Origin of the sequence: Pinirhizobacter sp. (assembly GCF_036499745.1) — a bacterium.
In the GTDB taxonomy this organism is placed as follows: domain Bacteria; phylum Pseudomonadota; class Gammaproteobacteria; order Xanthomonadales; family Rhodanobacteraceae; genus Pinirhizobacter.
On record NZ_DASYDG010000043.1, the window covers coordinates 40,864 to 49,644 of the forward strand.

Genomic DNA, 8,781 nt, shown 5'->3' on the forward strand with positions numbered 1-8,781 from the left:
GCCCGATGGCTGATCCTTCCACCTATCCCGTCAACCCGGCCCGCACCCGCCCGCGAGGTCCCTGGTGGTTCGCACTTTTAAGCCGCGTACTTGAGCCCTGGGTGCGCATCAAGCGCGATCCGGTCGAGCCTTCCAGCCTGCTGCGGGCGGATATACCGGTCTGCTACGTGGTCGAGCGCGATGGCGTGTCCGATGCGCTGATCCTTGAACGCGCCTGCCGCGAGGCGGGCCTGCCCAGCCCCATGCAGCCGGTGCCGAACATTCCCGTGCGCCGGCGCCGCGCCATGTTCGCCCTGGCACGCCGCGAAGGCTGGGGTTTCGGCCGGCGCCAGGCCGCCTTGCCGAAAGAACCCTTGAACCGGCTGGTGCATGCGCTGGAAGCCATGCCCCACCAGGACGTCCAGCTGGTACCGGTGTCGATCTACGTCGGCCGGGCCCCCGGCCGCGAGAGCGGCTGGTTCCGCGTGCTGTTTTCCGAAAACTGGGTCGTGGTGGGCCGCTTCCGGCGCCTGCTGGCCGTGCTGTTGAATGGCCGCGACACGGTGGTGCATTTCTCGGCGCCCGTTTCGCTGCGCCAGGTGCTCGATGACGCCGGCGACATGCGCGTCGAACGCCTGACCCGCAAGATCGCCCGCGTGTTGCGCACGCATTTCCGGCGTATCCGTGCCGCCGTGATCGGCCCGGACCTCTCGCACCGGCGCACCGTGGTCGATGCCGTGCTCAATGCCGAACCCGTGCGCGAGCAGGTAGCTGCCACGTCGGCAAAGGAAAAAATCCCTTACGCGAAGGCCTGGCGGCGCGCACACGGCATGGCCATGGAAATCTCGGCCGATTATTCCCACCCGGTGGTTCGCTCGACCTCGTTCCTTCTGTCGAACTTCTGGAACAAGCTTTACGACGGCATCGCCATGCACCATTTCGACAAGGCGCGCGCCGCGGCGCCGGGCCACGAAGTGGTGTACGTGCCATGCCATCGCAGCCACACAGATTATCTGTTGATGTCCTACCAGTTGCACCAGTCCGGAGTAGTGCCACCCCACATCGCCGCCGGTGTGAACCTGAACCTGCCGGTGATCGGGCCGATCCTGCGTCGCGGCGGCGCCTTCTTCCTGCGCCGCAGCTTCCGCGGCAACGCGCTGTATTCGGTGGTGTTCAACGAATACCTGGCGCAACTGGTCGACCGTGGCGTGCCGCTTGAATATTTCATCGAAGGCGGTCGCTCTCGCACTGGCCGCCTGTTGGCTCCGCGGGCCGGCATGCTGGTGATGACCGTACGTGCATTCCTGCGCGCGCCGCGGCGCCCGGTGCTGTTCCAGCCGGTGTACATCGGCTACGAGAAACTGATGGAAGGAAAATCCTACATCGGTGAATTGACCGGCAAGCCGAAAGAGAAGGAATCGCTACTGGGCCTGTTGCGGGGACTGAAAGTGCTTCGCCAGCGCTACGGCCACGTCACCTTGAACTTCGGCGAGCCGATCGCGCTGGAGCCACTGCTCGACGCCGCCGAGCCCGCGTGGCGCCAGACCACGGCCGCACCCGACGCCAGGCCCGAGTGGCTGTCCGGCATGGTCGACGACCTGGCCGAACGCATCCTGGTGAACATCAACCGCGCTGCCGACGTCAACCCGATCAACCTGCTGGCGCTGGCGTTGCTTGCCACGCCCAAGCACGCCATGGCCGAGAGCGACCTGCTGGCCCAGCTGGAATTGACCAAGGCCCTGGTCACGGAACTTCCCTATTCCGACCGTGTCACCGTCACTCCCACCCCGCCTGCCGGCATCATCGCCTACGGCGAACAGATGGGCTGGATCCGGCGCGTGCGCCACCCGCTGGGCGATGTACTGATGGCCGAGGGCGAGCAGGCGGTGCTGCTTTCGTACTTCCGAAACAATGTTCTGCACTTGAATGCCACGGCCGCCTGGGTGGCCTGCTGCTTCCTCAACAACCGCCGCATGTCACGTTCGTCGGTGATCCGCCTGGGCCGCATCGTCTATCCGTTCATCCAGGGTGAGTTGTTCCTGCCGTGGGACGAAGAAGGTTTCACCGGGCAGATGCAGGCCACCGTCGATTTCTTCGTGGCGCGGGGCATCCTGGAAACCTCCGGCGAAGGCCGCCTGCTCGAGCGCGGTCCCGGCCAGGACGACGGCGCCTACCAGCTTCGGGTGATCGCCCGCAGCCTGCTGCAAGCGTTCGAGCGCTATTACATCGCCATCGCCGCCCTGGTGAAGAACGGGCCGCACACGCTCACGGCAGGTGAACTTGAGAACGCCTGCACGCTCACCGCGCAACGCCTGGGGATGCTAAACGAACTATCGGCTCCGGAATTCTTCGACAAGGCCCTGTTCCGCGGTTTCATCCAGAAGCTTCGCGAGCGCAAGGTGGTGTGGACCGATGCCGAAGGCAAGCTCGATTTCGCCCAGGCCCTGGAAGGCATGGTCGACGACGCGCGGCTGATCCTTGCCCGCGAAGTGCGCCATTCGATCCTGAAGATCACGCCGGGCGCCGCCGAGCCTCGCGATCCGCCGCCGCCGCCGCTGAAGGAAGCACCCGCCGGGGATGTAGCCTCGGACCTGCACCAACGGCACGTGGTGAACGAAGAAGAACGGCACCACCCGACCCACCTTCCCTGATCAGACGTTCTCTTCCCGATGCATGCCGTCATCGGCGGTATCGGCTTCAAAGAGCCTCTGCAGGTCACCCAGGGCCTCAAGCGAGGTCTCGCGGAGCGCCGCATCGTCGTCGTATACCAGGTATTGCTTGGCCAATAGTTGTTCGTCGTGCTTGCGGAAGCGGTCGACGCGGGCCTCGGCCAGATCCTCGGGCATGCCCAGCGCCTGCAGCGTCAGGCGTGCCATCTTCAACGAGGAATAGAAGGTCTCGCGCACCGGCTCCTCGATGCCCAGGTCCATCAGGCGGAACGCATGTTGCCGGTTGCGTGCGCGGGCAACGATCTTCAGGTGGGGAAACTGGCGGCGCACCAGCCGTGCGGTGCGCAGGTTCACGTCCGGATCGTCCGTGCCCAGGACGAAAACTTCAGCCGTTTGTGCCTGCGCCGCGCGCAGCAGTTCCGGCCGCGCCGGGTCGCCGAAGAACAGCGAGGTGCCGCCGAAGCGGCGCGAGAATTCCACCTGCTCGACGGAGTTCTCAAGGGCCACGAAGGGAATATCGTGTGCGCGCAGCAGGCGCGAGACAATCTGGCCGACACGGCCGAAGCCGGCGATGATCACCCGGGGACTGGCAACATCCGGCGTTTCGAATTCCCGGTCTGGCTTGCGTGCTTTCACATTCAACAGGGCTGCCACGCTGATCACCAGCAGCGGCGTCAAGGCCATCGACAAGGTGATGACCAGGACCAGGACGTTGCGCTGGGTGCTGTCGAGCAAGTGGTTGGACTGCGCCAGGTTCAGTACCACGAAGGCGAACTCGCCACCGCAGGCAAGGAGCGCGGTAAGTCGCCAGGAGTCGGCCATGCTCAGTCGGCCCGCCGCCAGGCCCAGCGGCCACAGCACCAGTGACTTGGTTGCCAGCAACAGGGCCACGAGGCCCAGGATCAACAGTGGCTGGTGGATCAACAGGGAGAGGTCCACCGACATGCCCACGCTGATGAAAAACAACCCCAGCAGCAATCCCTTGAAGGGCTCGATGTTCGACTCAAGCTCGTGGCGATATTCCGAATCGGCCAGCAGCACGCCGGCAAGGAAGGCGCCGAGCGTCACGGACACACCGATCAATTCCATCACCAGGGCCGTACCCATTACCACCAGCAGTGCCGTGGCGGTCGATACCTCCACGCTACCGGCGCGCGCAACGAAACGGAACACTGGCCGCAGCAGCAGCCGCCCACCCAGCACCACCAGCACGATGCCGCCGACCACGATGGCGATCCTGGAGAGCTCCGGTGGGTGGGTTCCATGTTCCATGGATCCGCCAAGGAGTGGGATGGCAGCAATCAGCGGGATGGCAGCCAGGTCCTGGAAGAGAAGGATGGCAAAACCCATCCGGCCATACCCGGAGTTCGCTTCCTTCCGCTCGGCCAGGATCTGCAGGCCGAAGGCGGTGGAGGACAGCGCCAGCGCCCCACCGACAATCACGGCCGATCGTGCCGCCAGGCCGAATGCCATGGAGGCCACGGCGCCGATCACCAGCATGGTCAGCAACACCTGGGCCAGGCCGCTGCCAAACACGGCGCGCCGCATCACCCACAGCCGCTGCGGCGAGAGCTCAAGGCCGATAACGAACAACATCAGCACCACACCGAACTCGGAGATCGCGGCAACGCCGGCCGTGTCGCGGATCAGGCCAAAGCCGGAAGGCCCGATCGCCAGGCCCGCGACCAGGTAGCCCAGTACCGCCCCGAGCTTGAATCGCTTGGAAATGGGCACCGCCACTACCGTAGCGAGCAGGAAGATGACCGCCGATTGCAGGAACTGGTGGTTTTCCATGGCCTCTACCCCGGGATCTGTGACCGGAATTATGGCATGGACAAATGACGACCTCGTCCGGCTTTACCTGTCGTCGCGCAACCAGCGCGCCACGTCGATGGCGAAATAGGTAAGGATGGCATCGGCGCCGGCGCGCTTGATCGAGACAAGCGATTCGAGCACCACTTTCTTCTCGTCCAGCCAGCCGTTCTGCGCGGCGGCCTTGATCATCGCGTACTCGCCGCTCACCTGGTACACGAAGGTAGGCACACCGAAGGTGTCCTTCACCCGGCGCACGATATCCAGGTACGGAAGCCCCGGCTTCACCATCACCACATCGGCGCCTTCGGCAAGGTCGAGCTCGACCTCACGCAGGGCTTCATCGCTGTTGCCGACATCCATCTGGTAGGTATGTTTATCAGCCTTGCCCAGGCTGGCGGACGATCCCACCGCGTCGCGGAACGGACCATAGAAGCTGGAAGCGTATTTTGCTGCGTACGACAGGATCCGCGTATGGATGAATCCGTGGGCTTCCAGCGCATCGCGGATGCTGCCGATGCGGCCGTCCATCATGTCCGACGGCGCAATGAAATCGATGCCGGCCTCGGCCTGGGCCAGCGACATCTTCACCAGCGCCTGGACCGTCGGCTCGTTCATCACGTAGCCATCGGCGTCGATCAGGCCGTCCTGGCCGTGCGTTGTGTAAGGGTCGAGGGCCACGTCACCGATCAGGCCAAGCTCTGGCCAGGCCTTCTTCAAAGCACGCGCGGCACGTTGGAAGAGTGCCTGCGGGTTCCACGCCTCCGCGGCGTCCTCGCTCTTGGCGTTCGTGCCCACCGACGGGAACAGGGCCAGCGCCGGGATGCCCAGGGCCACGCATTCGCCACCGAGCTTCACCAGTTCGTCGATCGACAGCCGTTCCACGCCAGGCATCGAGGGCACGGCCTCGCGCTGCCCTTCGCCTTCGATGACGAAGGCGACCATGATCAGGTCGTGGGCGGTGAGGGTGGTCTCGCGCATGAGGTTGCGGGAAAACGCATCGCGGCGCATGCGACGCATGCGGACGGCGGGGAAGTTCATGACCTGGACCTGAGGGAAAGTGGCATCTGGCGGCCATTCTACGCCCCGTGCCAGCCTTGGCTTGCGCGGCAAGTTGTCCCGTTACCCGCCGATACGCAGAGTGGTTGCCGCATCGAAGTAGTGCGCCCGCGCCGGGTCGAATGTCAGCTCGATATCGCCACCCGGGTGCGACGCGGCCTGGGGCGGGGCGCGGGACACCAGTTCACCCTCGGCGCCACGCATGTTCAGGAATACCTCGTTGCCCACCGGCTCCACCACGTCGACGAAGGCCTTCAGGCGCGGGAACGCCTCGGGGGTCGCGGAGATGGCAGGCTGCAGGTCTTCCGGGCGTATGCCCATCACCACCTGCTGGCCCAGATGGCCAGAAAGCGCCTCGGCGGGGGCAAGCGGCCCAAGTGGCAGCAAGGCGGAGGGGGTGCGCAGCACGAAACCACCTGAGTGTTCGAGCGTGCCGGTCCAGAGGTTCATCGCCGGGCTCCCCAGGAACCCGGCCACGAATAAGTTGGCCGGCCTGTTGTAGAGGTTCATCGGTGTGTCGATCTGCTGGATCACGCCGCCGTTAAGCACCACGATGCGCTGGCCCAGGGTCATCGCCTCGATCTGGTCGTGGGTGACGTAAATCATCGTGGCGCCGAGTTCGCGATGCAGGCGGCCGATCTCCACGCGCATCGACAACCTCAGCTTCGCATCGAGGTTCGACAAGGGCTCGTCCAGCAGGAACACCGCCGGGTCGCGCACCAGTGCCCGGCCGAGTGCCACGCGCTGGCGCTGACCACCGGACAGCGCCGCCGGCCGGGAAGCAAGCCTTTCGCTCAATCCAAGCTTGGCGGCGGATTCACCTACGCGCCGGTCGATCTCCGCCTTCGGCTGTCCGCGCAGGCGCAGTCCGAAGCCCAGGTTTTCGGCCACCGTCATGTGGGGGTATAGCGCATAGTTCTGGAACACCATGGCGATATCGCGATCCTTCGGCGCAACGTCGTTCACGACGCGGTCGCCGATCCAAAGCTCACCGCCGGTGATGTCCTCCAGGCCTGCGATCATCCGTAGCAAGGTGGTCTTGCCGCAACCGGACGGCCCAACCAACACCAGCAGCTCGCCATCGGCGATGTCGAAGCTGGCTTCGGAAACCGCCACGTGGCCGTTGGGGTACACCTTTCGAATCTTGTCCAGGCGGACACCGGCCATACTGTTCTCCACGATGCGATGGGCTATTCTGCCCACGTAATCGTTTACGTCAAAGTCCGGACTGATTGCTGCAACGCAGCATCAGGCGGGCTGGACATTCATGCCGCCCCACAGGCAGGCTTGACCGATTTCGACAGGCTCTTTCCCCATGGCTCATCACAGCGCGCTGCAACCGACCCTCCTGGCCGATGTCGGTGGCACCAATATCCGCTTCGCGATGGCCGATCCCACGCAAAGGTCCCCCTTCCGCGCCGACACCGTGCGCCGGTATCACGTGGCGGACTTCCCGAACATGAGCGACGCGGGCAAGCGCTACTTCCAGGAGACGGGCCTTGAGGCCCACCGCGCCATCGTCGATGCCGCCGGCCGCGTCGCCGATGCCGAGGTGAAGATCACCAACAATCCATGGGAGATCTCCGCCGCACGCCTGGAACGCGAGCTGGGCCTGGATTCAGTGCACCTGGTGAACGATTTCGCGGCATTGTCGATGGGCGTTCCGCTGCTCGAGCAAGAAGACTGCGTGGTGATCGGCGAGGTGCCCTGCCCCACGCTCGGCGCCACGCATGCGCAGACCTTCGCCGTGATCGGGCCGGGCACGGGCCTGGGGGTAGGCGCGCTGCTTATCCGCAACGGCCATTGCAGCGTGCTGGAAACCGAAGGCGGGCACGCCGGCTTTGCCGCACATACCACTGAAGACATCAAGATCCTGCGCCGGCTCAACGAGAAATACGGCCGTGTATCCAACGAACGGTTGATCAGCGGGCAGGGCCTGGTAAACCTCTATGGCGCGCTTTGCGACATTGCCGGCCAAACGCCGGAAGACCTCAAGCCCGAGGATGTCACCCAGCGTGCGGAGGATGGCAGCGACCCGATGTGCGTGAAGACAGCCGAGCGTTTCGCCGGCATCTTAGGTTCGATCGCGGGCGACCTGGTGCTTAGCCTGGGCGCCTGGGATGGTGTGTACATTGCCGGCGGCCTGCTACCGATCATGCTGCCCTGGATGGAAAAGGGCTCGTTCCGCAAGCGCTTTGAAGAAAAGGGCCGTTTCAAGGCCACCATGCAGAACGTGCCGACGGTGGGCATCATCCATCACGACCCGGGGCTGCTCGGCGCCGCCGCACTGGCGGTCATCGACGCCGGGTTGCCGCTGCTTAATCGCTGAAACCGGCCATTCCTTATCGCGAAGAAATATATTTCTCGCGGCGGATGTGCTGAACCGACAGGCCGTGCTCCTTCAGCGCGGCAAACGATGCATCGACCATGTTCGGGTTACCGCACAGGTAGGCAATATCGCCTTCCGCATCGGGTTCCAGTTCCGCCAGCACCGTCTGCACGTAGCCCAGGCGATCATGCGGACGCGGTTCCGGACGTGCGCCGCGGCTAAGGCAGGCGTGGAAGGTGAAGTTCGGGTGCGTGCTGGCAAAGGCTTCGAATTCCTCGCCGTAAAGCAACTCGGTTTCGTTGCGCGCGCCGTACAGCAGCACCACCTTTACCCCGCGCGACTCCATCACCCTGGACAGCTGAGGCAACATGGCGCGGTAGGGCGTGACACCCGTGCCGGTGGCGATCAGGATGTAGCGCTTGTTGGCATCGGCATCCATCAGGCAGAAACGGCCATAAGGGCCGCTGGCATCGATGCTGCCCTGGTGGGTGAGCTCCCCCAGGAGCTTGGTCGCGGCGCCGCCCTCCACGTAGCTCACGGCAATTTCCACCCGCTGCACCGGCGAGGCACCATCGCCCACGGTGCCCACCGAATAGCTGCGCTTGGTGGCCTTGCCGTCGTCGTAGTGGAAATGCACCTGCAGGAACTGGCCCGGGATGAACGCCAGCGGGGCACCGTCGGCGCGCTCGAAAGAAAGATGGCGCACCGTTGGGGCCAGCATGAAGCTGTCGACGAGGCGTAGCTGGAACTGTTCGGCCATGCGGATTACTCGTGTTCGATCCGCCCATTGTCCGCGATCGGACCCCCGGGAGGCCAGCAGCCCGGTCACAGCTGCTTTATAATGAAGGCCTTACGTCTTAAAAAGCTCCCTCCCCCCATGTCCGCACCCGCCTTGCAGGTCAACGACCTGCGCAAGACCTACGGCAATGGCGT

The 8,781-nt window shown here is 64.6% G+C and carries 6 protein-coding genes; 2 read left to right on the top strand and 4 right to left on the bottom strand.

What is annotated here, in order from left to right:
- The first annotated feature begins 5 nt into the window (after positions 1–5).
- Positions 6–2,630, top strand: coding sequence for a glycerol-3-phosphate 1-O-acyltransferase PlsB (gene plsB / locus VGM61_RS15155; RefSeq protein WP_331523689.1), 2,625 nt, complete (start codon positions 6–8; stop codon positions 2,628–2,630).
- On the opposite strand, the gene VGM61_RS15160 is transcribed toward plsB, so the two are convergent.
- The 3 genes from VGM61_RS15160 to VGM61_RS15170 form a co-directional block, all read right to left on the bottom strand.
- On the bottom strand, positions 2,631–4,442 hold the full coding sequence (locus VGM61_RS15160) for a monovalent cation:proton antiporter-2 (CPA2) family protein (protein ID WP_331523690.1): 1,812 nt from the start codon (positions 4,440–4,442) through the stop codon (positions 2,631–2,633).
- 63 nt (positions 4,443–4,505) lie between these two features.
- Positions 4,506–5,501 carry a porphobilinogen synthase gene (gene hemB, locus VGM61_RS15165; protein ID WP_331523691.1) on the bottom strand — a complete coding sequence of 332 codons (996 nt, stop codon included), beginning with the start codon at positions 5,499–5,501 and terminating at the stop codon, positions 4,506–4,508.
- Positions 5,502–5,582: 81 nt separating this feature from the next.
- Positions 5,583–6,686, bottom strand: coding sequence for a sn-glycerol-3-phosphate ABC transporter ATP-binding protein UgpC (locus VGM61_RS15170; protein WP_331523692.1), 1,104 nt, complete (start codon positions 6,684–6,686; stop codon positions 5,583–5,585).
- Positions 6,687–6,834: 148 nt separating this feature from the next.
- On the opposite strand from VGM61_RS15170, the gene glk reads away from it, so the two are divergent.
- Positions 6,835–7,848, top strand: coding sequence for a glucokinase (glk, locus tag VGM61_RS15175; RefSeq protein WP_331523693.1), 1,014 nt, complete (start codon positions 6,835–6,837; stop codon positions 7,846–7,848).
- Between the two features lie 13 nt (positions 7,849–7,861).
- Here glk and VGM61_RS15180 read toward each other — a convergent pair whose 3' ends face one another.
- Positions 7,862–8,608: an FAD-binding oxidoreductase gene (locus tag VGM61_RS15180; protein WP_331523694.1), complete on the bottom strand. Its 747-nt coding sequence runs from the start codon at positions 8,606–8,608 to the stop codon at positions 7,862–7,864.
- Positions 8,609–8,781: the final 173 nt, after the last annotated feature.